The sequence below is a fragment of the Candidatus Pantoea gossypiicola genome (genome assembly GCF_008632075.1).
Taxonomy (GTDB): Bacteria; Pseudomonadota; Gammaproteobacteria; order Enterobacterales; family Enterobacteriaceae; genus Pantoea; species Pantoea gossypiicola.
The window spans coordinates 90,485-113,203 of record NZ_VWVM01000011.1 but is presented as its reverse complement, the minus strand read 5'-3'; the positions used below and the strand labels follow the sequence as shown (position 1 = coordinate 113,203).

The following is a 22,719-nucleotide window of genomic DNA, read 5'->3' as shown; positions in this document are numbered from 1 at the left end:
TTACAGCGCGGCGGCGATGGCGGCACCGAGCTGTTCTGTGCTGGCACTGCCGCCGAGATCGCGCGTCAGATGCTGTCCGGCCGCCAGCGTGCGTTCAATCGCATCTAACACCGCATCACCCGCCGCTTTGTAGCCGAGGTGCTCCAGCATCATCGCCCCGCACCAGATCTGCCCGATGGGATTGGCGACGCCTTTGCCAGCGATATCGGGCGCAGAACCGTGAACCGGCTCGAACAGGCTGGGGAACAAGCCTTCCGGGTTGATATTGGCGGAAGGCGCAATGCCAATGGTGCCGGTACAGGCCGGGCCGAGATCGGAGAGGATATCGCCAAACAGGTTGCTGGCGACCACCACATCAAACCAGTCCGGGTGCAGCACGAAGTTGGCGGTGAGAATATCGATGTGATATTTGTCAACGCGAACCTCGGGGAACTGGCCGGACATCGCTTCGACGCGGCTATCCCAGTAAGGCATGGTGATGGCGATGCCATTGGATTTGGTGGCGGAGGTCAGGTGTTTCTTCGGACGGCTCTGCGCCAGCTGATACGCAAACTTCAGGATACGATCGACGCCGGTGCGCGTCATCACCGTCTCCTGAATCACCACTTCACGGTCGGTGCCGGGGAACAGGGTGCCGCCAACGCTGGAATATTCACCCTCGGTGTTTTCGCGTACCACATAGAAGTCGATATCGCCGGGCTGACGATTCGCCAGCGGCGCTTTGACGCCTGGCATCAGTCGCACCGGGCGCAGGTTGACGTATTGATCGAACTCACGGCGGAACTGCAGCAGCGAGCCCCAGAGCGAAACATGGTCGGGCACCACATCGGGCCAGCCAACCGCGCCAAAGTAGATGGCATCAAAGGCTTTCAGCTGCGGGAACCAGTCGTCAGGCAGCATTTTGCCATGCTGCTGCCAGTAGTCGGCGCTGGCGTAATCGAACCACTCCCAGCGTAGCGGTATGTTAAATTTCTCTGCGGCCGCATTCATTACGCGGACGCCTTCCGGCATTACTTCTTTGCCGATGCCGTCGCCAGGGATGACGGCAATAGAGTGAATTTTGTCAGTCACAGAGTACCTTTCCGGTTGATGTTCGAATTGTGTACGCAGTATAACGGTCGATTCCGGGGAAATAATGAGCCTCAAAGGCAATCCATTGTTGAATCAAAGTAGAGAATCCCGCACCTCCACCGATGACTTAGCCTTCTTTGTTCGCCTGGCGGCGCTGGACAGTCTGACCGCGGCGGCGCGCGAACTGGGCCTGTCGCTGGCGGCGGTCAGCAAGCGTCTGAGCCAGCTGGAGCAGCGACTTGGTGTGCAGCTGCTGCGTCGCACCACGCGGCGGCTGGAGCTGACGCCGGAAGGCCGCCGTTATCTGGCAGGCGCGCGCCCGTTGCTGGATCAGCTGGTGGCGCTGGAGGAGGCGGTCAGCGGTGAAACGGCTCAACTGCGCGGCACACTTAACATCAACGCCTCATTTGGTTTTGGCCGTCGGCACATTGCGCCCTGCGTTTCGGCCTTTGCCGCGTTGCATCCGCAGCTCTCGCTGTCGCTGTCGCTCAGCAGCCAGCCGCTTAATTTTCTGGATGCGCACATGGACATTGATATCCGCGTCGGCGAACCGCCTGACTCGCGGCTGGTGGCGCGTAAACTGCGCACTAATCCGCGCATCCTTTGCTGCTCACCCGCCTATGCTGCCCGTCACGGCCTGCCCGCTACGGTGCGCGATCTGGCGCAGCACAACTGTATTTTACTGCGTCAGCACGACAGCGATTTTACGCTGTGGCGGCTGACCAGCGGCGAACAGAGCATCAGCCAGAAAGTGCGCGGCAGCCTGATTACCAACGATGGCGAAGTGGCGATGCGGCTGGCGATGGATGGGCATGGCATTCTGTTGCGTTCCTGGTGGGATGCGCAGCACAGCCTGGCATCAGGCGAGTTGCTGCATGTCTTACCCGGCTGGCAGGCAGCTGATGGCGATATTTTTGCAGTATGGCAGGCGCAGCGTCAGCTGCCGGCGCGGATCACCGCGTTTGTTGCATTTTTGCAGAGCAAACTTCAATATATTGATTAATAAGAATTTTATACAGGCGTGTTGGCGCGATGGCACGGCGGTGGACAATTCATATACCGCATAAAGCTGATTCGCCCGCTTCAGCGTGCCACTGCGTTTACAGCCTTTTTACTGATGCGTATGATTCTCATTTATTTTCTTCCCTGCCCGCTGTGCTGCGGCCAGCCGGGAGCAGCAGGTCGATAGGGGAGTGAAGTATGAAAGCGTTGTTCAGTCCACGTAAAGCGGCACTCGCACTGGCGATGGTCATCACCTTCAGCCTGACGGCATGCCAGACCGCGGTGAAAAAAGTGGATGGCGGTGCCGTAGTGATGCAGCCCTCCAGCCCCGATAACCTGATTGAGCGCGAGCTGGGTGAAGGGTTGTATGAGATGGCTTATCTGCCCGCGAAAAACGCGCTCTATGTTGCCAGCGCCCAGGGCTTTAAAGATGTCAGCGGCGGGATGATCTACCGTCTTGATGCCACCACGCTGCAGAGCACTGGCGCAGGCCACTTCGATCTGAAAAATTTTGGGCTGATTAGCGAGCCGGACGGCAGCGCACTCTACGCTACCAACTCACTGGACGGCGGTATCTCTAAGATCGATCCGGAGAACGGAAAGGTGCTGAAGCGTCTGATGTTTGACGACAAAAATGAGAAAGGGTTACCGGTCGGCACGCGTGAAATCTTTCTGCATGACGGGCTGATCTATGTCGGCGGCACAGGCGATCCGGGTGTTATCTGGGTGGTCGATGCCAAAACGCTGACCCTGAAAACCCGGATTAAAAATGCCGGGAAGTGGGTCACAGGCATTATCTTCTCGCCGGTCAGCGACCGGATCTATGCGGCGAACGGCAGCGGTGAAATCCTGGTGATCAATCCACGTAATCACAAGATCGAACAGCGTCTGACAGCCGGTGACGGGCAGGATTATCAGTTCCTGAACATGGCCGAAGATCCGGCGACAGGACGCCTGTTTGTCACGAATAATTCTAAGGCGAAAAACACCCTGGTGTTTGATGAGCGCAGCGGCAAGGTGATTAAGCGTCTTGACGTGGGCGATTCGATGGGGATTAAGTTTAACGGCAAGCGCAATGAGATTTACATCAGCCAGCTTGAGTCGAAGAAGGTGCTGCAACTGGATGGCACGACCTATGAAGTGAAAAACAGCTGGTCATTTGATCGTCACCCTGACAATCTGCTGGTCTCACCGGATGGGCAGACGCTCTATGTCACCACCAGGCCTGACTTTAATCAGCATCACAGCAGCAAAGAGCTGGACGGCGTAGCACGTATTCAGCTGAATTAAGTTAATAAATGGCGGTCGCAGGCCGTCTCAATGCTTTTATCTGATTTTCAATTTCAGTTGTTGTTTTTAATTATTAGCAACATGTTTCTTGTCTTTTTGCATGGACCTATTTCACTGGCTGGGGAATGACTTTTGCTATTCATTCTGGAATTAATGTTGTCAAAAAATTAACCATATAACCAGGTGGCTGGCTTTTTTTATTATTATCATTCCAATATTACCCCGGTTTTTTGATTGTTCCATAATATCTGGAAAGTGATTTTATTATATTTAAATTTTTCCAGAAAATGGATTTTTTTACTATTTTTTTTAGCATTCTGCTGCTGTATTGTTCCAGTAAATCAATTTTACATTTCCTGAAATAAAAGGGCTTATAAATTTACATTAAATAGCCGGAGTAAAAATAATGAGAAAGCTAAAGGAATACGAGATTAGTGTCGTAAGCGGTGGCGCTCCAGCGACGGCCGATGAGGTTAACGCTTTTTTTGAAGGTATTGTCTGGGGCGTGCTGGATGGATTACTGACTGGCGTAACCGTCGGCGGAAGCGGTAGCCGAAGCGCCGTATTTGGTATTATCTCTCAGGGCGTAGGAGCCATTGTTGGCGGTATAATTGGCCCTATCGCGGGCGGCATTATGGGTGCAATGGTTGGCAGAGATGCCGTTGCAGCGTATGCGGCTGACATCAGAAAGCAATATTCCAGCTAGTCAAAAGCATTGCATCCTCCCCTCTTCATTAAAGGTAATTTAATGAAGTTTTACTGTCGTAATAATCTTTAAATATAAGGAAATTAATCATGCGTGAATTATCTCTGATCGAAACTGAAATCGTAAGTGGCGGTGCTTTAGTGGCTACGCTGGGCGACGCAGCAGAAGGCGCTGTCTGGGGTTTTTTTGAAGGTCTGGCGACTGGCGCGGCAGTAGGCGGTAGTGCCAGCCGCAGCGCCGTATTCGGCCCTATTGCTCAGGTTGTAGGCCTGGTTTTCGGGAGCATTGTTGGACCGATCGTAGGAACCGTTATGGGCGCGCTGTGGGGTAAAGATACCGTCGCTGCCTATGGAGCGGACTTCCGCCAGAATTACGGCACCAGCGGCAGCGTAGCGCTCGTTTAATATTTTCTGAACGAAACATGATCTGAGTTGTACGATAGCGCTATTATCTATCCATAATGTTATCGATGGATTTTTACTAACGTTTTTGAAAATAAAATCACGGACGATATTCGAATACTCAGAGAGTTTAATCAAATCCGTAACGTTTCGACGTTGCGGATTTTTTTTGTGCAGTTATCTCAGTAACCTGTTGGCGAATGAGAATGTAAGCCGCACCTTAATGGCTACGGCTTACTGTTCTCATAGTCATAACAGGTTATGACTGCTCTACACCCTGGACCAGCACCACACGGTATTCCGCACCTTTCAGGCGATGCTGTTTTGCTTCCTGATATTCCGGGCTGTCATACCAGCCGTGCGCCGCTTCAACTGTCGGGAACTCCAGCACGACTACGCCGTCTGCTTCCGGTCCTTCCAGCGTCTCAAGCTGTCCATAAAACGCCAGCGGCGTAATTGGATGGTCGCCGCGCGCTTTGCCCGCTTTCTCGCCGTAAATAGCGAATTCCTCAGGGTTAGTAATTTTGTCGCGAATAAAGATGACATATGCGCTCATTGTGGGCTCCTTTACGCCTGGCGTTTATCTTCAGTGTTAATGTCAAAATCGGCTGCATCATGACGCTCATGCAGTTGATCGGCCGGGTCACCCATAACGCGGTTAACCTTGCGGCCACGGATGACGGCAGGACGCTGTGCGATCTCTTTTGCCCAGCGCACCACGTTTTTATAGGACTGCACATCCAGGAATTCGGCAGCGCCATACTGATCGTTGAGCACCATGTTGCCGTACCACGGCCAGGTGGCGATGTCGGCGATAGTGTAGTCATCACCGGCCAGATAGCGGTTATCGGCCAGTCGACGATCCAGCACGTCAAACTGGCGCTTCGCTTCCAGGGTGAAGCGGTTGATGGCGTACTCAATTTTTTCTGGCGCGTAGTGATAGAAATGGCCGAAACCCCCCCCCAGGTATGGCGCTGAGCCCTGCAGCCAGAACAGCCAGTTCAGCGTTTCAGTGCGGCCAGCGATATCTTTCGGCAGGAAGTAACCATATTTTTCTGCCAGATAGAGCAGGATATTGCCTGATTCAAATACCCGAATCGGCGGTGTAGCTGAATGGTCACTCAGCGCCGGGATTTTTGAGTTCGGGTTCACGTCGACAAAACCACTTGAAAACTGATCGCCGTCGCCGATGCGGATCAGCCAGGCATCATACTCGGCATCTTTGAGGTTAAGCGCCAGCAGCTCTTCCAGCAGGATGGTGACTTTCTGGCCGTTAGGCGTGCCGAGCGAATAGAGCTGCAGAGGGTGTTTGCCGACCGGCAACGCTTTTTCATGGGTGGGACCAGCGAACGGACGATTAGTTTTAGCGCCGTTACCTTTGGCTTCAGGGTCCCAGGTCCAGACTTTTGCGGGCTGATATGCATTTTCCGACATAATGAAAGTTCGCCTTATGGTGTGGTATTGGTCTGGAGTGTAGCAGGTGCTGCGAAGGCGGTTTAACTCTGCTGGCTGCGCGACGCCATGCTGTGACGGGCCGATGTCAGGCGGGAAGCGGCTCAGGGGAAAAGTGATCGAAAGTGTGTCAGACGGGGCGATGTTTGTCCTGCGCGGACATGACCGTGCAGCCAGCAACGACTGCACGGCAGGGAGGTTTACAGCAGTTCGCGCTCAATCAGTTCGCGGGTTTCAATCGCCTGCACCTTCATTTTTTCCGGGTAGCCAAACAGTGATGCCGCGATAATCGGTTCACCGCCAACTTTATGGCTGCGGGTGGCAAAGCCGGTGTCGCGCAGGGTTTTAAACAGGGTATCGAAGTCGACTTCACCTTCGCCTACGCCAACATGCTGGTGAATAGTGGCATCCACGCCTGGCGGGTTAACGATATAGCGACAGTGTTTCGTATGGTTCATGGTGTCGGCGATCAGCATGTGCGACAGATCGTCCCCCGCATACTCGAGCATCGGTTTCACATCGCCTTTGCCTTTGTCATAGAAGAAGGTGTGCGGCGCGCTGTAGATATACTTCACGTTATCGCTGCGGAACGACTTCACGATATCCACGGTTTCATTATTCTCTTCGCAAAAATCCCACGGGTGCGCCTGAATTTCGACGCGGATCCCTTCACGTTCGATAATCGGCAGCAACTCTTCCATTGAACGATAGAACATCTCTTCACAGATTTCCGGCTCGTTAGGCGTGCCGGAGAGTTCGGTGTTAATGACCTGCACACCCATCTCAACCGCAATCTCAATCATGCGTTTCCAGTTCTTCACCGCCGCCTGACGGCGCAGCTCATCCGGGCCGGACCAGCGATAGACCACGATAAAAGAAGAGATTTCAAGCCCGGTGGCGCTTAATGCATTCTTATACTCGGTGATAATTTCACGGCTGGCTTTGGGATGTTTATAAAACGGGTTGATCTGCGGATGCGGCGACTGTTCGATATATTTGTAGCCCCAGTCGGCCACCTGATGAACCATTCGGGTGATGCCTAAGTCTTTAATCACATCCACATCAAAAGCGATTTTCATCTTTCTGCTCCGGGCACATTAAGGTTGCTGTTCTTCATTGAAGGTCACGCCAATCTGCTGCCTGACGTTGTCCATTGTGGCCAGGGTGATAATCGCCCGATCAAGCGAATGGACAGGCGAATCGATCAGGTTCTGGCCCACACACCAGGCGAAGTGGTTAATCTCATGACAGAGCTGTTCATAGCGGTTAGTGGGTTCCTGCCATCGCAGGCGGTGACGCCGGTCGCTGGAGGTCAGGGTGAAGTCACCGGGCGCATAGAACTGGCCTGCCAGCTCCAGGGTGGCGTCACGACCGGCGATCACTGCGCCGCCCGGCGTGTTGCTGAACAGGGTAGTATTCAGCACCGACTGCATACCGTGATGATGGGTAAACAGCATCGATGTCTGACCGTTGACGCGGCCATCCGGTACAGGCTGACCACGGGCGACGATCGTGTCAGGTGCATCGCCGCCAACAAATACGCTAAGCGCCACCAGATAACTGCCGAGATCGAGCATCGGACCGCCCGCCAGATCGGCATTGAAGATGCGGTGATCCGGGGTGAAAAACTCACCATGATCGGCAATCAGCGTGTGGATATCACCGAACACGCCATCCTCCAGAAGCTGACGGATGACGTCATACTTCGGCGCAAAGTTGCACCACATCGCCTCCATACAGAGCAGGTTCGCGACAGCGGCGGCCTGTTTAAGCTGAGCCGCCTGCTGCGCATTCAGCGCCAGCGGTTTTTCGATCAGCAGATGCTTTCCGGCAGCGATCGCGCGCAGACCATCGGGAAAATGGTGGTTGTGGGGTGTCGCGATATAGACCGCATCCACATCATTCCGCGCCAGCATCGCATCGGGGTCGCCTGTGGCATAGCCGATTGACCATTTGTCAGCAAAGGCCTGTGCTTTTGCCGGATCGCGCGCAGCCACCGCCGTGATCTGCTGGTGGGTATGCTGGCGCAGCGCATGGGCAAAATGGTCGGCGATCCAGCCTGGCCCGATAATGCCCCAGCGCAGTCGCGGAACCTGGCGGGCATCGGTTATGCGTGGAGCCGGAAGCGTTGATGGGAACATTACTTTTCCTTTTTTACGTGCAGGCTGGGGGTGCTCAGAACTCCACTATAAAAAGCTCACCGTCACCGCTCTAACCTTTTGATGATGTGATCCCATCAACCGTATCGACGCGGGATTTTTACCCGTTTTAGCAAATAGACGTTTTAAAGAGAACATAGAAAGAAATGGATGTTTCATTTTGAGAGGCAGATCAAAATCAGCCGCATTTTTCTATCAAAAAAATGAGAGGAAATGGCCGTGTCGCGATAAAGTAGCGCTGTTTTAAACAACAGAGCATAAAGGCGTAGCCGTCAGCTAACGCGATCAGGAAAAGCAGGAGAAGGGTGATGCCAAAAGTGACGATGACTGCCATTGCGCAGGCGGCGGGCGTGGGGGTGGCGACGGTAGACAGGGTGCTGAACCGCCGCGCGCCGGTACGCAGTGTGACCGAGCAGAAGGTGCTGGCTGCGGCCCACGACCTGGGTTATCGCCTGACCCAGGCGCACAGCCAGACTACCCTGCCGCTGACTGCGGCCACGCTACGCGTGAGCTTTATCCTCCTGCCTGCCCGCTATTCGTTTTATCAGCAGCTGGGCGAGGCGCTGAAACAGCAGCTCAGGGCGCAGCAGCCACAGGGTAGCGAACCTGAATTCTGCTGGCATGATATTCACGAGGTTGAAGCCGTAGCGCATTCCTTGCGTCAGCTGGCCCAGCGCAGCGATGTGATTACTCTGGTGGCGCTGGATCACCCGTTGATCCGTCACGCAATCCAGGATGTTTCACGGGCAGGTGTGCGGGTTTACGCGCTGTTCTCCGATTTCTCACCCTGTGACCATGCCGGGTTTATTGGCATTGATAATCAGAAAGCAGGACGCACTGCGGCCTGGATGGCGCAACATCTGCTGCGTAAGCCGGGATGTGTTGGCGTGCTGCTGGGAGACCATCGCTTTACATGCCAGGAGAGCAGCGAAATCAGTTTTCGCTCCTACCTGCGCGAGTCGGGCATCAGTCAGCAGGTGCTGGAACCGTTAAAAACGCATGAATCGGGTGAAGGAGGCTATCAGGCGACCCGCCAGCTGCTGGAAACCCACGACGATCTGGTCATGATTTATGCGCCCTGCGGCGGCATAGAGGGCGTGATACAGGCACTGCGTGAGAGCGGTCGTACGCAGATTGATTTGCTGTGCCACGGCCCGCTGCCCGGCGATGAACTGGCGCTAATTGACGGCACCATCACGCTGATGCTGCGCCACCGTATTGATGCGATGGCGGAGGCGGTTATTGCTACCTGTCTTAGCCGCCGGATGGATCAGCCTGACCATTTTGCACAGGTGACCGTGCCCTTTGAGATCGTAACGCGTGAAAACGTGTAGAAAGAACAGGTTAGTCAGTGTTTGATAGCAATCTATCATTTAACGAAACTTTTAAACGCGATCTCTATCAAAAAATGAAACTTTCATTGTTGTGTGAGATGAAATTTTTATTTGATACTGCCAGCAGTTTTCACTACACAGGCAGATATCATGACCTTTCATATTGCGAATGCGCCCTGTAGCTGGGGCGTGGATGATCCCGCTAATCCTTTTCTGCCGCCGTGGCAGAAAGTCCTGACCGAAGCCGCGCAGGCCAGCTATCCCAGTATTGAACTCGGCCCCAGGGGCTATCTGCCAACCGATGCCGCCGAACTGACCCGGCAGCTTAATGCGCATCAGCTTTCTCTGGTGGCAGGCACGATCTTCGATGATTTGGTCAGTGAGGCGCATTTTCCGGCGCTGGTGACGCTGACCCACAATCTGTGTCGCACGCTGTCCAGCGTACCTGTTGCGACTAAAACGCCCGGAGCCAGCGCGCCTTATCTGGTGATCATTGATTTCGGCAATCCGGAGCGGGCGAAATATGCCGGTCAGTCTGAAAAAGCGCCACGGCTTTCCGCTGACGACTGGCAGCGCATGATGCAGCACATCACCATTCTTAGTGAGATCGCCTGGCAGGAGTATGGCGTGCGGCCCGTGATCCATCCGCATGCGGGTGGCTGCATTGAGTTTGCCGATGAGCTGGCACAGCTGGTCTCTGACATTCCGCATAAGGTTGCGGGTTTGTGCCTGGACACCGGCCATCTCTATTACGCCGGGATGGATCCGGTCGCTTCGCTGGAACAGTACTGGGACCGTATCGATTACCTCCATTTCAAAGACGTTAACCAGCCGGTCTGGCGTGATGCTCTCTCGCAGGGACTCGACTTTTTCACTGCCTGCGCGCAGGGGGTAATGTGCCCGCTGGGGCAGGGCGCAATCGACTATCCGGCAGTGCGTAGCTTGCTGACTGAACGTCATTATCAGGGCTGGATCACCATCGAACAGGAGCGCGATCCACGCCATGCCGACACCAGCCTGCAGGATGTGAAAGCCAGCCTGGACTATCTCCGATCAACAGGATTCTGAGGACAACAGCATGATTAACGGTAAAAAAGCAGTTAACCGCTCGCTGCGCTGGGGCATGATCGGCGGCGGCGGCACCAGCCAGATTGGCTATATTCATCGTTCGGCGGCGCAGCGTGACGGCAATTTTGCATTGCTGGCGGGGGCGTTTGATATCGACGCGGCGCGCGGCCGCGAGTTTGGTCAGGCACTGGGTGTGGCACCTGAACGCTGCTATCCCGACTACGCCAGCCTGTTCGCCGAAGAAGCCGGGCGTGAGGATGGTATTGAAGCGGTGTCGATTGCCACGCCTAACAATACCCATTTCGCCATTTGCCGTGCGGCGCTGAATGCCGGGTTGCATGTGGTGTGCGAGAAGCCGCTCTGTTTTACGGTCGAAGAGGCCGATGAGCTGGAGCAGCTTAGCCGGGAGAAGCAGAAGATTGTCGGCGTCACTTACGGCTATGCCGGGCATCAGCTGGTTCATCAGGCCAGAGAGATGATCGCTGAAGGCATACTGGGTGAGATCCGCATTGTAAATATGCAGTTTGCTCACGGCTTCCATAATGAGGCGGTGGAGTTGCAGAGTGAAAGCACCCGCTGGCGGGTTGATCCGCGCTTTGTCGGGCCGAGCTATGTATTAGGCGATCTGGCGACACATCCGCTGTTTATCGCCGAAACGATGTTACCGAAGCTGAAGGTGACGCGCCTGCTCTGTTCGCGCCAGAGCTTTGTCGCCTCGCGTGCGCCGCTGGAGGATAACGCCTTTGTGATGATGGAGTATGACAACGGCGCGGTGGGCACGCTCTGGGCCTCGGCGGTGAATGCGGGTTCCATGCACGGGCAGAAGATTCGCGTAGTCGGATCGAAAGCCAGTCTGGAGTGGTGGGATGAGCAGCCAAATCAGCTGCGCTACGAAGTGCAGGGCGAGCCGGTTCGCATTCTGGAGCGCGGCATGGGCTATCTCAGCCCGCGTGCGCTGGAAGAGGATCGCATTGGCGGAGGCCATACCGAGGGGTTATTCGAAGCCTGGTCAAATCTCTACCGCCGCTTCGCGCTGGCGATGGATGCCACCGATCGTCGTGACACCGCCTTCCTGGAGGATTTCTGGTATCCCGATGTGCATGCCGGATTAGCGGGCGTGCGCTGGGTAGCCCAGTGCGTGAAATCAGCAGATGCCGGTGCGGTCTGGGTGGAAGGGTAAGGGCGTGATAAACAAAACCTCAACCCGCCAGAGACGGGTTGAGGAAAGCGGCGTCATCTGTGTGTGCACCGCACTGCCGCTGACATTTTAATTATCACCCGTTGAAAAGGGCCGTAACAAGCAGGACAAAAAACATCCTGACCAGATAATTGCATCCACACGACATTATCAACTTTTTATCCCGGATATATCAGCCTGTAAAGCGGGACGCCAGGCAGACCTGCTCCTGATTACGTCAGGCAATACTGTGCGGGACTAAGCTATGCGTAGCGTTGAAGCGATAAAGCTAAGCGAGCTATGCTGAACAGACTGCAACACATTCTCAATGCTGCTGATCGTTCCGCCGGCAATCATATTTCGTGAGTCTTTTCCGTCTACCGTAATGATGTTGTCACGGTAAACTGTGACGTTATTGCCTTCGTCGCGAATAACAGAACTGATTTCATCTGCATATTTCCCGCCCAGTTGCAGAGCGGCTCCCTGACGACTTTGATAAGGAAGCGGTGCCTGCCATTGACCCGAAGAAATAAGGTACGTTGACTCAAATGAATTGACGCCGCTTGCTGCTGAGCTCAGGCAACTGATTCCGCTAATACGTGGGTTAATTTCCAGCAGATAAAGGCTGTTTTCCGTAACAATAAAATCGACGCAGCAGACACCATTGAACCCCAGGTGATTTAATAGGAGAATCAGTTTTGTCTGGACCTCGCCGGTTAACTGTTTGCTGAAAAGACCAGGATGACAGACGCGTATCGTATCAAAATCAGAGCGAACTCCCAGTAAACTCTGGCCGGTATAACAGGGAGGCTGGAAAAAGTAATTCCCCGGCGTACCAGCAATTTCTATGCAACCAAGCGCACCATCAATAAAGGACTCAATTAAAATATTCTTGCGCTGATTCTGACTCAGCGTCTTGATCAGCTGGTCTTTGTTACTGATTATCTCAAAACCATGCCCCATACAATCCCACAGGGGTTTCAGAATGACGGGAAAAGCAATATGGCTGACCAGTTCCTGCTCAAGTTTGTCTCTGCAGCCCGGTTTTAAAAGCTCGCCATGTGTAAATTCTCGGTCCAGAAGTTCCCAGCGCGGCGTAGGAAGGGCGAATTGCTCAAAAAGCATTTTGGTTGCTCTTTTATCGGAGAGCTTATATACAGCATTAATTGGGCCAGGGACCGCGCTGACGCCTTCTGACAAAGTGATGTCTTCAATGGTCCTTTCATTGGGAATAGACCAGGAAATAACATGGCTGACGTAAGCCGGTTGACGCTCACTTTGGGCATCGTCAATTGCGGCATCAGGCCCCATCGGAGACGAAAAGTGAGGCTGATCTTTGAGCAGCAGTCTTGAATCACTGTGCCTGCTTTTGATCGTTTCCCATGCCATTTCGAGAAAAGGTGATGCCTGGCTTATATCCAGCGAGCGGATGCAGAGTACGGGAAAATCACTCATACGATAGAGACCCTGGTGCTTTGTGAAAATTCATCCATAGCCAAAAGTATCGACTGCTCAGAATCAGCGGTAAAAATGGCCCATCCCAGACGTTCAATATTTGTTGAGCCCGGTTTTACCGGTGAATTTTCACTAACGGTAGAGCGGGTTTCAATGACGGATGCATTTTCCAGCCTGGAAGGAATTTCAAGCTGCTTTAAAACGCCTTCGGCGTCAGGCCGGACAAACTGAATGGCACAATAGCGTTTAGGCACGGCAGGTTTAAAGTCACTATCCAGCATACCGACGGCCTGGCGGGCATAGATTTCAAGCGGGTCCTGATCGGTGGAAAGGGCGACAAGGCGAGGAATATAGTCACCTGCTGGCCGTGAACAGCTCTCAATAACGCGTGGCTTTCCTTCTTTGTCTAATTTGATTTCGGTATGGCTTATGCCATTCGTGATGCCCAGGGCAATAACCGCCTGAGTGGCAACGTTCAGAATCTCATCGCGTAAGGCGTCAGGAACAGGCGCCGGGAAAATGTGTCCGGTTTCTGCACGAGCTTTGCCGGGCGTGGTGAACTTCATTGTCACACCCCAGGGCGCATATCGACCTGAGACGGAAAGGCCTTCAACACTAAACTCCTGTCCAGGAATATATTCCTGAACCAGAATTTCTTTGCTGAAAGGAATACCGTGTGGATATTCATGTGTCCATTGTGATGCGTCTTTACATGCCTGAGGAAACTCGTTGCACTCCATCAGCACTGAAACGCCAAAGGAGGCTGCATTTTCAGCCGGTTTGACCACCAGAGGAAACGCCAGCTCTTCCAGAGGAAGCTGATGCACATCATCCTTGTCGGTTAATACCGCCAGCAGTGCCGGTAACGGACACTCTGCCTTCGACAGCGTGCGGTACATGTCATATTTGTTTCTTCTGGCTCTGGAAAGCGAGGCATCCGGACCGCAAAGATCGAGCCTTTGTGCGACTTCTGCTGCGATATCTGTCAGGAACTCCCAGGCGACAACTACCCCGGAAACGCCTTTCTTCTTCGCTTCGCTGACCAGCGTCTCAATGGCCAGCTGGCGCACTGAAAAGTCCAGAAAAATGAGGTCATCAATCATGCCTGAGACTTCTTGCAGCATGGAGTCATAGACTTCTTCTGTTGTGGCGACGACTGAATGATAACCCAGTGCGCGTATTGCCTTAAGAAGCAGCTCTCCTCCCATACCGATCGGCTCAATAACCAGTATGCTTTTATTTCCATTAATAGTTGTATTCATTAACTCCTCCTTTTAAATTTTTGAATCCCAGACTAAAAGTGACTGCGGTCAGTAAGAGCAGTACTATCCAGGTGGAATGCGTATTCATATCCAGCAGCCAGCCAAAAATTGCCGGAGACAACGTCATTCCTGCCGACCAGGTCATCTGGAAGGCAGCCATGTAATTTCCATTATTTACTTCCGGGGCTAGTTTTATACTTAGCATGTTAACCGACGGCGTAGATAACATTTCTGCAAGGCTGTAAATAAGCATCGCAACAATTAACAGCCCACCAGTAACTATCTGGTTATTTAAAGTTATGCTGGCACACCAGAAAATAATGAACGAAAGAATATTCAGGTAATAAGCGAGTTTTATGTTCTGGACGGGATCGTTCTCTTTTGTCCATGATGCAATATGGGTGCTGATTAGCGCCACAATGGCCGTGTTTAAAATGACCAGTCCGCCTGAAAAAAAGGCAGGAAGGCCAAGTTGTTTGGTTGCATAAATAACAATTACGAGCGGAATAACCATTGCAGCAATAACTAAGCCAAAGTTGACAATCAGAAGCTGGCGATAGCTGGGATCGCTCAACACTTTTCTAATATTATGACTTTCTGCTTTGTTGTGGCTATTCTTTACCGTCTGCACGGCTACAGGATGCCACATCAAAAGTGCCAGGCAGGATAGAAAGTAAAGTGATGCCGACGCAATAATAATAAAATGCAGACTGCTGTCAGAATCAACAGAAAAAGCCAGTGAAGTAAAGATGGTGCCCAGTCCCAGACCAATATTCCTGATAGACGCAATAAGTCCGAACCAGGTTTGAGTCCCTTTCCCACCTGAAGCCAGTGAAACCAGCCCTCGGTTGCTCGTCCAGAAAATATGAGATCCTGCCTGGGTAAAAAACTGCGTCAGCATTATGGTAAAAGGGTCTCTGGCGAAAAGACACATGACAAAACCCGCGCCGCTGATAAAATCGCCCCATATCGACAGTTTTTTAGGACCGAGTCTGTCCAGTAACCTTCCTATCAGGACAGGTACTAAAGAGGAAAGGGCACGGCCTGTGGCAATAGCTACGCCTATTATTGAGAGCGTAAGCGTTGTCGTTCTGTCAAAGTAGATCATCATAAACGCCATGATCAATCCACCACCCGTTGCATTTAATATTGTCGATGCAACAAATAGTCTGGAACGTTTTAGGTTTGGCACTGAAATTTTTAATGTAGTTTTCACGCAGAGACCTTTAAAACTAAGTGATTAGACTGCTATTTACCGGGTTCTTCATTGAGGTAAATGCCTGATAAAATTCATCTGAAATTGTGCTGACTGCTGCCAATGTTTCCTGGGATTTCCATTTCCTGCTCAGATATTCAAGTGCGGCAATGTGGAAATCACTATTGCCCAGCTCTTTGAGGTAGTTATTGATAATGTCCCGATCGACATTTAGCTGCAGCGCATTATAAATTTTCAACAAGGTCGCGGCCTTTCTGAAAAAAGGATCGGCTATATTCTTCTCGATCTCAGACGAATTTTTAAAGTTGCCGTTTCGTGAAGCCTCTTCAGCCTGAAAAACCATTGCCAACACTTCATCAATATTTTCTGCACACGTGGTTATTTTTGTCGGGTTAATCTGGCATTCGTACATGCTTACCGGGTTCTTCATGCTGCTGATTTTCTCTGCAGTTGAGTAATGACGGTTATAGATATGGAATGTGCCTACATACCAGGATAACTTTCCGACTTTCCACCCAAGCGTATTAGCAATAATTTCGTGTAAAACGCTCCACTCAAAAAAATTAATGCCGCTGAATCCCCAGATGGCATCATTCGCGCGGACGGTAACATGTAAATCAAGATAACCGCCTCGCTGGATGAAGTGCAGCCAGTTATTACAGGGAACATCTTTTGTTTCCTGATAATCCGTTTCAGGATCAAAGATATTCATTACTGCACGTTTTGTCAGCGGATCTTCTCTAAGGCGATTCACTACTCCCTGCAACTGGTCTACTTTCCCTTTCCATTTGCGTAACCGGGGTCCGTAGGCTGCTCGCCAGGTCAGTGAGTCATCGGAATAGTCTTCTGCGCGAGGAAGATAATGTTTAAGGAAGTGCAGATCATCCCGTCCAGCGAGTACCCACATCGTTTCTGCAACCTGCGCAAAGACGTTATTATTTCTGTGGGGTAATACCAGGAATCGCTCTGTGGGATGGCTGATTTTGGTTAATGTAGAGAGAATTTCCCGTTGCTCCTGATCGCGTGAGCCAACATCGTTACCATTCATCATGATGTTATTTACGGTATTAACCAGCGCATGCGTAATATTACGATTCATGGGCGACCTCATAACCTAACTTCGCCATTTCACTTTCGATAATCTGAAAGGCATCTTCAACCTGCTGATAATCATAATGGCGACATCCATCACTGCCAGATATCATGGCTGAAACGTTTTTTTCATTTTTTCTGTAGAGCGTGATAACAGGAATACGCCAGCTGATTGCCGTCGCAATTTCATAACCTACTCCCAGACTTGGAGTTGTGACTTCAGCGACAACTACCTGGGAATGGCGCAGCCAGTGCAAATCACGGTCATGAATAAATTTGTCACCCAGGAAAGACTGACCACCATCAGATAAACTGTAATCACCCACGTGTTCGGTAATAACTTTACCGTAGCCCTTGAGCTTATTAATCAGTTTCGCGTAAACAGGAACATCATCCCGTCCGGCTCTGATTGAACCAGCAAAATAGATAACCAATCCATTGTCAATAACAGTTTCAGGCGAAAGGGTATGTACTAATTCACTCACGATGCTTCTCCATATAAGGGTTTCCTTTGACCAAAAAATAACAGTCAAGCTTTCAGTTTTTTGAAGCTTATAAAAAGAGTTTCATCCGGTTTATTAACGGAATTAATAAAGCCGGGGAGGTACTCTTACTATTTTGAAAATTTGACAAGCGACAGTGCCTTTCAGGTAATTTAACAATTCATTTTCATCAAGACTAAAATGCAGTGACATCATTGTAAATATAAGTAAAGGTACTTACACTAAGGAAAAAAATTCCACAATTGGAGGGGGGGATGGAGAGTCTGCGAGGTCTCAGGGCGTTTGTTTATACGGCTGAACTGGGCAGCTATGTTGCAGCGGCAAGGGTGTCAGGCATCTCTTCTTCAGCGATTGCAAAGAGCGTGGCGAAACTTGAAGACGAACTCGGGGTAAGGCTTTTTCATCGGACAACGCGCAGCATCGGTCTGACTGAAGAAGGGAATGTCTTCTATGAACGGTGTAAGTTCATCCTGAATGAGATTCGCGATGCCAGAGCCCTGATTGCCGAAACGCGCATCACGCCCTGCGGCAGATTACATATCAGCGTGCCGCAAATTTTCGGGCATTCCCTTTTGATGCCCATACTTCCACGTTTTATTGAAAAGTACCCTGATATACAGCTTGATATCGATTTTGAAGATCGCGTGGTGGATCTGATTGCGGAAGGAATAGATGTCGCGGTGAGAAGTGGTGAGCTGGCAGATAACCGCCTTGTGAGCAGAAAGCTGGGAGAGCAGTATTTTGTCGTCTGTGCCAGCAGAGAGTATCTAAAAACGCATGGCGTCCCTTTGAACCCTGCTGATCTGGTCCACCATCGCTGCATACATTTCAAATATCCCTCAAGTGGTCGAATCGCCAGTTGGGCTTTCTCTGCCGATTTTGAAAACCTGGACCTTCCCAGGGATCTTATATTCAACAATACTCACGCTGGGTTGCGGGCAGCCATTGATGGATCAGGCGTAGCTCATCTGCCGGTCTATGTTGCTGAAGAAGCATTTGAAAAAGAATTACTCGTCCCTTTGCTGACTGAATACATGCTGCCATTAGGATCGATGTCGCTAATCTGGCCTTCTAACCGCCATTTATCCTCGAAGGTCAGAGCATTTGTGGATTTTGTCAGCAGCGAACTGGTTCAGGGGAACTATTTTACGAATATCGGCAGTCAGACGCTGAGTGGGCCTGACGAAGCGTGAATTGAAGGGGATGGGCGAGCCACAGGAAGTGGCGAGTCTATTGAACCTTCGATAACGGGTTCGCTCTGAAAAGCAAAAACCCGCCAGAGGCGGGTTCTTTAAAGATGGTGCCCGAACCCGGAATCGAACCAGGGACACGGGGATTTTCAATCCCCTGCTCTACCGACTGAGCTATTCGGGCAACGGGGCGCATTAAACCGTAAAGGCCGCGGGTCGTCAACGGCTTTCACTAAAAAACCCCTGGAAACGTGACTGATTGCCTGATTTTCAGTCAAAGCAGGCAAAACCTCAGGCCAGCGCGCCGTTTTTGCGGCACAGCGCGATGCTGTAAACATCTTCCGCCAGTCGCTGGGCAGTGGCGACATCCTGCACATTACGCTTCACCAGCAGCTTGCTCAGGCAGCCTTCAAGGATCAGCTCCATCTGATCGGTCACCATGCTGGGGTTATCCAGCCCTTGCTCCACCAGAATGTCATGGGTGAACTGCCATGAGCCGCTTTTTTGCTGCTCGGCCAGTTGATGGATGGGCTGATCGGGCTGTGGGTAGAAGCTACAGGCGGCGATAAACAGGCAGCCCGGAAAGCGTCCTTTACTGACCTGCTCACTCAGGACTTCGTAGCGTGCCATCAGCTTCTGATCCGGTGACAGCGACACATCCAGCAGGATTTGGCGTCGCCAGGTTTCGATCTGCTGGCCATGATAGCGCAGCGCATCATAGAGCAGAGCATCACGATCGGGCCAGAACAGCTGAAGCTGCTCAAGGGTTAATTCAGTCTGTCCCGCCAGGGTTTCCAATGAGAGGGTGGCGGCAAGGCCGTTCTGTTCAAGCACATTCAATGCATGCTCGAGTATCTGTTCACGCTGCAAGTGACTCTCCTCTGGTATGCAGGCCCGGCAATTTCACCGGGCAATGACCTGACTCCAGTGTTGTTTACGGGGTAAGTTTCTGCAAATGCGCTCTGAAGTCGGCAGCATTGAGAAAACCGGTGATGCGCGAGCCGGGGATTTCACGGCCCTGCGAATCGAAGAACAAAATCGTCGGTAAACCCAGCACCTGAAGATGCTGCAACAGCGCGTTGTCGCTGGCGCTGTTGGCGGTGACGTTGGCCTGAAGCAGCTGTACCTGACGCAGGCTATCGCGCACGGAGCTATCGCTAAAGGTATATTTTTCAAACTCTTTGCAGGCGACGCACCAATCGGCGTAGAGATCGACCATGGTGATGCGGCCGCTTGCCTGCTGCAGCGCGCTTGCGAGCTGCTGCGGCGTCTGAAGAGTCTGGAACGGCAATGGAGCCACAGCATGCTGCGCGGTCTGACCGCCAAAGGCCCAGTCCTGCAACGGACGCGCGCTGATCAGCGCAGCGGCCAGCATGATAATCTGCACCACGCGCCACTTACCGCTGCTGGCGCGCAGGCTGATGCTAAACGCCCAGCCAAAGAACGCCACGCCGAGCAGGCTCCAGAGCCGCACTCCCCACGCGTCGCCCAGCACCCGTTCCAGCAGGAACACCGGCAGCGCCAGGATGACAAAACCAAAGCCCTCTTTAACTGTCTGCATCCACGGGCCGCTTTTCGGCAGCAGCCGGTTGCCAAACAGGGTCACGGCGATCAGCGGTAATCCCATGCCGACCGCATAGAGCCACAGCGTTCCGGCACCGGCCCATAGATTTCCGCTCTGCGCGATGTAGAGCAGAATGGCACTGAGCGGGGCCGTGGTGCAGGGCGAACAGATCAAACCTGCCAGCGCGCCCATCAGGAAGACGCCGGGCAGCGATCCTCCCTGCTGGCGATTGCTCCACAGGGTCAGACGGGTTTGCAGGCTGGCGGGCAGTTGCAGCGTAAACAGTCCGAACATCGACAGTGCCAGCACGATGAACAGCAGGGAAAGCGTGAACAGCACCCACGGGTGCTGCAACGCGGCCTGGAAGCGCAGACCCGCGGCCGCGACCACCATCCCCAATAACGTGTAGGTCAGCGCCATTCCCTGGACATAAACCATCGCCAGCGCAAACAGTCTGCCCAGCGAATAGTGGCGCTTGCCGCCAAGGATGATGCCGGAGATCAACGGATACATCGGCAGTACGCAGGGGGTAAATGCCACACCGATGCCTATCAATAACGCCCAGAGCGGAGAAAAGGGCAGCGAGCTGGCGGAGGCAGGTTGAGTACTGACCGGTGCTGGCACGCTGCTGGCTGCTACCTGACTTACCGGTATGCTGCGTGTCTCAGGCGGGTAACAGAATCCGGCGGCGGCACAGCCCTGATACGTGACGCTGAGCGTGGCATCAGGGCCTGCCTGTTTCAGCGTCACCGGCAGCGTCAGGTTCCGAGGATAGATCTCACTTTTGCCGAAGAATTCATCTTCATGTGGCTGACCGGCGGGCAGCGTCAGCGGCGCAATGGTCGCGTTCTGCGGCGTAATGCGGATCTGCTGGCGATAAAGGTAGTAACCCGATTTCACTTTCCAGTGCAGGTTGAGCTGCGTGCCCTGCTGGTCAAAGTCAAACGTAAACGCTTTATCGACTGGCACAAAGCGGCTGGTCGCCGGGTTTGAAAAGAGTGATGCGTGCGCCTGCAGACAGATGAACAGCGTCAGCAGGAGCGTAATTAAGCGAGAGATGCGTGCAGCCATGACAAGTATTCACTGTCTCCATATTGAACCGGCAGCGCCAGCAGTTCAGGCACGTCGTAAGGATGCGCCTGTTTGAGCAGGTCACACAGCGTCTGCTGATGATCGCTGTCGCACTTCAGCAGCATCTGGACTTCGCTGCTCTGCTCCATTTTACCCTGCCAGAGATACCATGAGGTCGCACCCGGCAGCAGGGTGACGCAGGCCGTCAGTCGGGCTTCCAGTGCCAGGGCAGCAAGTTTTTCTGCCGTGGCCTGATCGGGCACGGTGCAGAGGATCACGACAGCGTTCATCCTGTAACTCCTGTTGAAAAGAGCGCCGATGATAGCACGCTCCATCAGTAACACGATGACGGCGCTACAACAGCAATCCGCCAAAGACGAAGCCGGAGAGCACCGACAGCGCAATGGCGATCACGCCGGGAATAATAAAGGCATGGTTAAAAACAAACTTGCCAATCCGGGTTGAACCGGTGTCATCCATCTCCACGGCGGCCAGCAGGGTCGGGTAGGTCGGCAGTACGAACAGCGCCGAAACCGCCGCGAACGAAGCAATGGCCGTCAGCGGCGTCACGCCCAGCAGCAGCGCGGCGGGCATCAGTGCTTTGGTGGTGGCGGCCTGCGAGTAGAGCAGCATGGAGGCGAAGAACAGCACCAGCGCCAGCATCCACGGATAGGTTTTCAGCGTGTCGCCCGCCAGCATCTGAATATCCGCCAGATGCGCTTTGACAAAGGTATCGCCCAGCCAGGCGACGCCCATCACGCAGATACAGGCGCTCATGCCGGATTTAAAGGTGCTGGCGCTGAGGATCTCGCTGGTGTCGAGCTTGCAGGTCAGGCTGATCAGCGTAGCGATAGTCAGCATAAACACCACAATCGCTTCGTTGCGTGGCAGCGGCGGATTGACGATCAGCCCGACGCTGGCGCTGGTCGCGGTGGCATAGAGCACCACGGCCACAATACCAATCAGAAACAGCAGCACCGATTTTTTCGCGCCCGGTTTTGCCTGGAAGATGCTGGCACCGCGCAGCGTAACTTCGCCTTTAGCAAGACGAGCCTGATAGACCTCATCATCCTTCAGCTCACGGCCTAAGAAGTTCGTCACCAGTGCCGCCAGGAACAGGCCAACCATGGTTGAGGGAATGGCAATCGCCAGCAGCGTGATATAGCTGACGCCACGCGGTTCAAGCAGCGTGGCGAAGAAGACCACCGCCGCTGAAATCGGTGATGCGGTAATCGCGATCTGCGAAGCCACTACCGCAATCGACAGCGGTCGGGAAGGGCGAACACCTTGCTCCTTCGCGACTTCGGCAATCACCGGCAGCGTTGAGAACGCGGTGTGCCCGGTTCCGGCCAGCAGCGTCATCAGGTAAGTTACCAGCGGGGCCAGCAACGTGACGTGGCGCGGATGACGGCGCAGCAGGCGTTCTGCCAGGCTCACCAGATAATCCATGCCGCCCGCTACCTGCATGGCGGCGATCGCGGCGATCACCGCCATGATGATTTCGATCACATCGAAGGGGATAGCGCCGGGTGCCATGCCAAATCCCAACGTCAGCACCAGCACGCCCATGCCGCCGGCGAATCCGATACCAATGCCGCCAAGACGCGCGCCCAACCAGATCGCCATTAAGACGATAAGCAGCTCAACCACAAACATGAATCACTCCTGAAAAGTAAACCGGTAAAACCTGGGTGTGCTGTTTAACA

22 protein-coding genes and 1 tRNA gene are annotated in these 22,719 nt (G+C 53.1%); 8 read left to right on the top strand and 15 right to left on the bottom strand.

The features are described from left to right. Complete coding sequence (locus tag F3I20_RS15185) at window positions 1-1,071, bottom strand: tartrate dehydrogenase (protein ID WP_150011925.1); 1,071 nt, start codon at window positions 1,069-1,071, stop codon at window positions 1-3. A gap of 64 nt (window positions 1,072-1,135) precedes the next feature. Here F3I20_RS15185 and F3I20_RS15180 point away from each other — a divergent pair, with 64 nt between their 5' ends. The 4 genes from F3I20_RS15180 to F3I20_RS15165 all read left to right on the top strand — a co-directional run bounded on the left by F3I20_RS15180 (window position 1,136) and on the right by F3I20_RS15165 (window position 4,473). Further along, a complete protein-coding gene (locus F3I20_RS15180; RefSeq protein WP_150011923.1) occupies window positions 1,136-2,074 on the top strand; it encodes a LysR family transcriptional regulator in 939 nt (312 codons plus the stop codon). 197 nt (window positions 2,075-2,271) lie between these two features. Beyond that, window positions 2,272-3,363: a YncE family protein gene (locus F3I20_RS15175; protein WP_150011921.1), complete on the top strand. Its 1,092-nt coding sequence runs from the start codon at window positions 2,272-2,274 to the stop codon at window positions 3,361-3,363. A gap of 406 nt (window positions 3,364-3,769) precedes the next feature. Continuing rightward, on the top strand, window positions 3,770-4,069 hold the full coding sequence (locus F3I20_RS15170) for a DUF5862 family protein (protein ID WP_150037890.1): 300 nt from the start codon (window positions 3,770-3,772) through the stop codon (window positions 4,067-4,069). An 89-nt stretch (window positions 4,070-4,158) separates the two neighbouring features. After that, the gene (locus F3I20_RS15165) at window positions 4,159-4,473 is read left to right on the top strand and encodes a DUF5862 family protein (RefSeq protein WP_150037891.1); all 315 of its coding nucleotides are present in this window, start codon (window positions 4,159-4,161) and stop codon (window positions 4,471-4,473) included. Window positions 4,474-4,729: 256 nt separating this feature from the next. On the opposite strand, the gene F3I20_RS15160 is transcribed toward F3I20_RS15165, so the two are convergent. The 4 genes from F3I20_RS15160 to F3I20_RS15145 form a co-directional block, all read right to left on the bottom strand. After that, window positions 4,730-5,026 (bottom strand): DUF1330 domain-containing protein, encoded by a 297-nt coding sequence (locus tag F3I20_RS15160; RefSeq protein ID WP_150011915.1) that lies wholly within the window; start codon window positions 5,024-5,026, stop codon window positions 4,730-4,732. A gap of 11 nt (window positions 5,027-5,037) precedes the next feature. Further along, on the bottom strand, window positions 5,038-5,904 hold the full coding sequence (yghU, locus tag F3I20_RS15155; RefSeq protein WP_150011913.1) for a glutathione-dependent disulfide-bond oxidoreductase: 867 nt from the start codon (window positions 5,902-5,904) through the stop codon (window positions 5,038-5,040). A gap of 218 nt (window positions 5,905-6,122) precedes the next feature. Continuing rightward, window positions 6,123-7,001: a sugar phosphate isomerase/epimerase family protein gene (locus F3I20_RS15150; RefSeq protein ID WP_150011911.1), complete on the bottom strand. Its 879-nt coding sequence runs from the start codon at window positions 6,999-7,001 to the stop codon at window positions 6,123-6,125. 18 nt (window positions 7,002-7,019) lie between these two features. Beyond that, window positions 7,020-8,063, bottom strand: a complete 1,044-nt coding sequence (locus F3I20_RS15145; protein WP_150037892.1) for a Gfo/Idh/MocA family protein — start codon at window positions 8,061-8,063, stop codon at window positions 7,020-7,022. A gap of 326 nt (window positions 8,064-8,389) precedes the next feature. Between F3I20_RS15145 and F3I20_RS15140 the strand changes: the two genes are divergently transcribed. The 3 genes from F3I20_RS15140 to F3I20_RS15130 all read left to right on the top strand — a co-directional run bounded on the left by F3I20_RS15140 (window position 8,390) and on the right by F3I20_RS15130 (window position 11,663). Continuing rightward, the gene (locus F3I20_RS15140) at window positions 8,390-9,415 is read left to right on the top strand and encodes a LacI family DNA-binding transcriptional regulator (protein WP_150011907.1); all 1,026 of its coding nucleotides are present in this window, start codon (window positions 8,390-8,392) and stop codon (window positions 9,413-9,415) included. A 150-nt stretch (window positions 9,416-9,565) separates the two neighbouring features. Continuing rightward, a complete protein-coding gene (locus F3I20_RS15135) occupies window positions 9,566-10,483 on the top strand; it encodes a TIM barrel protein (protein ID WP_150011905.1) in 918 nt (305 codons plus the stop codon). Window positions 10,484-10,493: 10 nt separating this feature from the next. Next, window positions 10,494-11,663, top strand: coding sequence for a Gfo/Idh/MocA family protein (locus F3I20_RS15130; protein WP_150011903.1), 1,170 nt, complete (start codon window positions 10,494-10,496; stop codon window positions 11,661-11,663). A 255-nt stretch (window positions 11,664-11,918) separates the two neighbouring features. On the opposite strand, the gene F3I20_RS15125 is transcribed toward F3I20_RS15130, so the two are convergent. From F3I20_RS15125 to F3I20_RS15105, 5 genes are read right to left on the bottom strand one after another with little or no spacing between them, the layout of a single operon-like run. Then, window positions 11,919-13,115 (bottom strand): ATP-binding protein, encoded by a 1,197-nt coding sequence (locus F3I20_RS15125; RefSeq protein WP_150037893.1) that lies wholly within the window; start codon window positions 13,113-13,115, stop codon window positions 11,919-11,921. Beyond that, window positions 13,112-14,377 carry an ATP-grasp domain-containing protein gene (locus F3I20_RS15120; RefSeq protein WP_140922733.1) on the bottom strand — a complete coding sequence of 422 codons (1,266 nt, stop codon included), beginning with the start codon at window positions 14,375-14,377 and terminating at the stop codon, window positions 13,112-13,114. Before F3I20_RS15120 ends, F3I20_RS15125 begins: the two co-directional genes overlap by 4 nt. Continuing rightward, window positions 14,361-15,593: an MFS transporter gene (locus tag F3I20_RS15115; protein WP_150011899.1), complete on the bottom strand. Its 1,233-nt coding sequence runs from the start codon at window positions 15,591-15,593 to the stop codon at window positions 14,361-14,363. The genes F3I20_RS15120 and F3I20_RS15115 overlap by 17 nt, the downstream gene beginning before the upstream one ends. A 16-nt stretch (window positions 15,594-15,609) precedes the next feature. Continuing rightward, entirely contained in the window at window positions 15,610-16,692 is a 1,083-nt protein-coding gene (locus F3I20_RS15110) for a thymidylate synthase (protein ID WP_190285938.1), read from the bottom strand. Next, window positions 16,682-17,170, bottom strand: coding sequence for a nucleoside 2-deoxyribosyltransferase (locus tag F3I20_RS15105; RefSeq protein ID WP_161731759.1), 489 nt, complete (start codon window positions 17,168-17,170; stop codon window positions 16,682-16,684). The genes F3I20_RS15110 and F3I20_RS15105 overlap by 11 nt, the downstream gene beginning before the upstream one ends. A 272-nt stretch (window positions 17,171-17,442) precedes the next feature. On the opposite strand from F3I20_RS15105, the gene F3I20_RS15100 reads away from it, so the two are divergent. Beyond that, window positions 17,443-18,381 carry a LysR family transcriptional regulator gene (locus F3I20_RS15100; RefSeq protein WP_150011895.1) on the top strand — a complete coding sequence of 313 codons (939 nt, stop codon included), beginning with the start codon at window positions 17,443-17,445 and terminating at the stop codon, window positions 18,379-18,381. 105 nt (window positions 18,382-18,486) lie between these two features. Here the strand turns inward: F3I20_RS15100 and F3I20_RS15095 are convergent. The 5 genes from F3I20_RS15095 to F3I20_RS15075 all read right to left on the bottom strand — a co-directional run bounded on the left by F3I20_RS15095 (window position 18,487) and on the right by F3I20_RS15075 (window position 22,669). Continuing rightward, window positions 18,487-18,562: transfer RNA gene (locus F3I20_RS15095), tRNA-Phe, on the bottom strand. Window positions 18,563-18,669: 107 nt separating this feature from the next. Then, complete coding sequence (gene dicD / locus F3I20_RS15090) at window positions 18,670-19,248, bottom strand: division control transcriptional repressor DicD (RefSeq protein WP_150011893.1); 579 nt, start codon at window positions 19,246-19,248, stop codon at window positions 18,670-18,672. A gap of 64 nt (window positions 19,249-19,312) precedes the next feature. Continuing rightward, window positions 19,313-21,013 carry a protein-disulfide reductase DsbD gene (locus F3I20_RS15085; RefSeq protein ID WP_150037894.1) on the bottom strand — a complete coding sequence of 567 codons (1,701 nt, stop codon included), beginning with the start codon at window positions 21,011-21,013 and terminating at the stop codon, window positions 19,313-19,315. After that, on the bottom strand, window positions 20,989-21,303 hold the full coding sequence (gene cutA, locus F3I20_RS15080) for a divalent cation tolerance protein CutA (RefSeq protein ID WP_150011889.1): 315 nt from the start codon (window positions 21,301-21,303) through the stop codon (window positions 20,989-20,991). Before cutA ends, F3I20_RS15085 begins: the two co-directional genes overlap by 25 nt. Before the next feature lie 64 nt (window positions 21,304-21,367). Further along, window positions 21,368-22,669 carry an anaerobic C4-dicarboxylate transporter gene (locus F3I20_RS15075; RefSeq protein WP_150011887.1) on the bottom strand — a complete coding sequence of 434 codons (1,302 nt, stop codon included), beginning with the start codon at window positions 22,667-22,669 and terminating at the stop codon, window positions 21,368-21,370. Window positions 22,670-22,719: the final 50 nt, after the last annotated feature.

Bases quoted from the DNA above. Each gene is read 5' to 3' on its own strand.
- F3I20_RS15145 (WP_150037892.1), bottom strand. From the start codon at position 8,063: ATGTTCCCATCAACGCTTCCGGCTCCACGCATAACCGATGCCCGCCAG.
- F3I20_RS15120 (WP_140922733.1), bottom strand. From the start codon at position 14,377: ATGAATACAACTATTAATGGAAATAAAAGCATACTGGTTATTGAGCCG.
- F3I20_RS15175 (WP_150011921.1), top strand. From the start codon at position 2,272: ATGAAAGCGTTGTTCAGTCCACGTAAAGCGGCACTCGCACTGGCGATG.
- F3I20_RS15130 (WP_150011903.1), top strand. From the start codon at position 10,494: ATGATTAACGGTAAAAAAGCAGTTAACCGCTCGCTGCGCTGGGGCATG.
- F3I20_RS15135 (WP_150011905.1), top strand. From the start codon at position 9,566: ATGACCTTTCATATTGCGAATGCGCCCTGTAGCTGGGGCGTGGATGAT.
- F3I20_RS15085 (WP_150037894.1), bottom strand. From the start codon at position 21,013: ATGGCTGCACGCATCTCTCGCTTAATTACGCTCCTGCTGACGCTGTTC.
- F3I20_RS15100 (WP_150011895.1), top strand. From the start codon at position 17,443: ATGGAGAGTCTGCGAGGTCTCAGGGCGTTTGTTTATACGGCTGAACTG.
- yghU (WP_150011913.1), bottom strand. From the start codon at position 5,904: ATGTCGGAAAATGCATATCAGCCCGCAAAAGTCTGGACCTGGGACCCT.
- F3I20_RS15125 (WP_150037893.1), bottom strand. From the start codon at position 13,115: ATGAGTGATTTTCCCGTACTCTGCATCCGCTCGCTGGATATAAGCCAG.
- F3I20_RS15150 (WP_150011911.1), bottom strand. From the start codon at position 7,001: ATGAAAATCGCTTTTGATGTGGATGTGATTAAAGACTTAGGCATCACC.
- F3I20_RS15180 (WP_150011923.1), top strand. From the start codon at position 1,136: ATGAGCCTCAAAGGCAATCCATTGTTGAATCAAAGTAGAGAATCCCGC.
- F3I20_RS15110 (WP_190285938.1), bottom strand. From the start codon at position 16,692: ATGAATCGTAATATTACGCATGCGCTGGTTAATACCGTAAATAACATC.
- F3I20_RS15165 (WP_150037891.1), top strand. From the start codon at position 4,159: ATGCGTGAATTATCTCTGATCGAAACTGAAATCGTAAGTGGCGGTGCT.
- F3I20_RS15160 (WP_150011915.1), bottom strand. From the start codon at position 5,026: ATGAGCGCATATGTCATCTTTATTCGCGACAAAATTACTAACCCTGAG.
- F3I20_RS15140 (WP_150011907.1), top strand. From the start codon at position 8,390: ATGCCAAAAGTGACGATGACTGCCATTGCGCAGGCGGCGGGCGTGGGG.
- F3I20_RS15075 (WP_150011887.1), bottom strand. From the start codon at position 22,669: ATGTTTGTGGTTGAGCTGCTTATCGTCTTAATGGCGATCTGGTTGGGC.
- F3I20_RS15170 (WP_150037890.1), top strand. From the start codon at position 3,770: ATGAGAAAGCTAAAGGAATACGAGATTAGTGTCGTAAGCGGTGGCGCT.
- cutA (WP_150011889.1), bottom strand. From the start codon at position 21,303: ATGAACGCTGTCGTGATCCTCTGCACCGTGCCCGATCAGGCCACGGCA.